The organism is Cupriavidus sp. WS (assembly GCF_000395345.1).
Lineage (GTDB): Bacteria > Pseudomonadota > Gammaproteobacteria > Burkholderiales > Burkholderiaceae > Cupriavidus > Cupriavidus basilensis_B.
This window is the reverse complement of sequence record NZ_AQPL01000777.1, coordinates 1-364: the sequence shown is the minus strand read 5'-3', so window position 1 is coordinate 364 and position 364 is coordinate 1. Positions and strand designations below refer to the sequence as shown.

1 other RNA gene is annotated in these 364 nt (G+C 51.9%); it reads left to right on the top strand.

The features are described 5' to 3' along the window. Positions 1 to 2: 2 nt before the first annotated feature. Positions 3 to 364: a transfer-messenger RNA gene (ssrA, locus tag K206_RS41215) on the top strand; the annotation flags it as partial.

The window sequence follows — 364 nt, the reverse complement described above, 5'->3', positions numbered from 1 at the left end:
GATTAGGATTCGACGCCGGTAGCGAAACTCTAGGTGCATGCCGAGTTGGTAACAGAACTCGTAAATCCACTGTTGCAACTTTTATAGTTGCCAATGACGAAAACTACGGCGCGGAGTACAAGCTGGCTGCGTAAGCAGTCCTCTTGACCCGTTGCTTCTGGTAGCTTCGGCTCCAGCAATCACTAGGGGATGCCTGTAAACCCGAACTGATTGTCATACAGAACAGGATCGTCGCGTAGCACGTTGTGGGCGAAGTGACTAAAACTTACACAACTCATCCAAAGCACCCTGCCCGTCGGGCGGCTGCGGATTAAATCAGTAGACACGGCTAAGCATGTAGTACCGACAGCGGAGTACTGGCGGA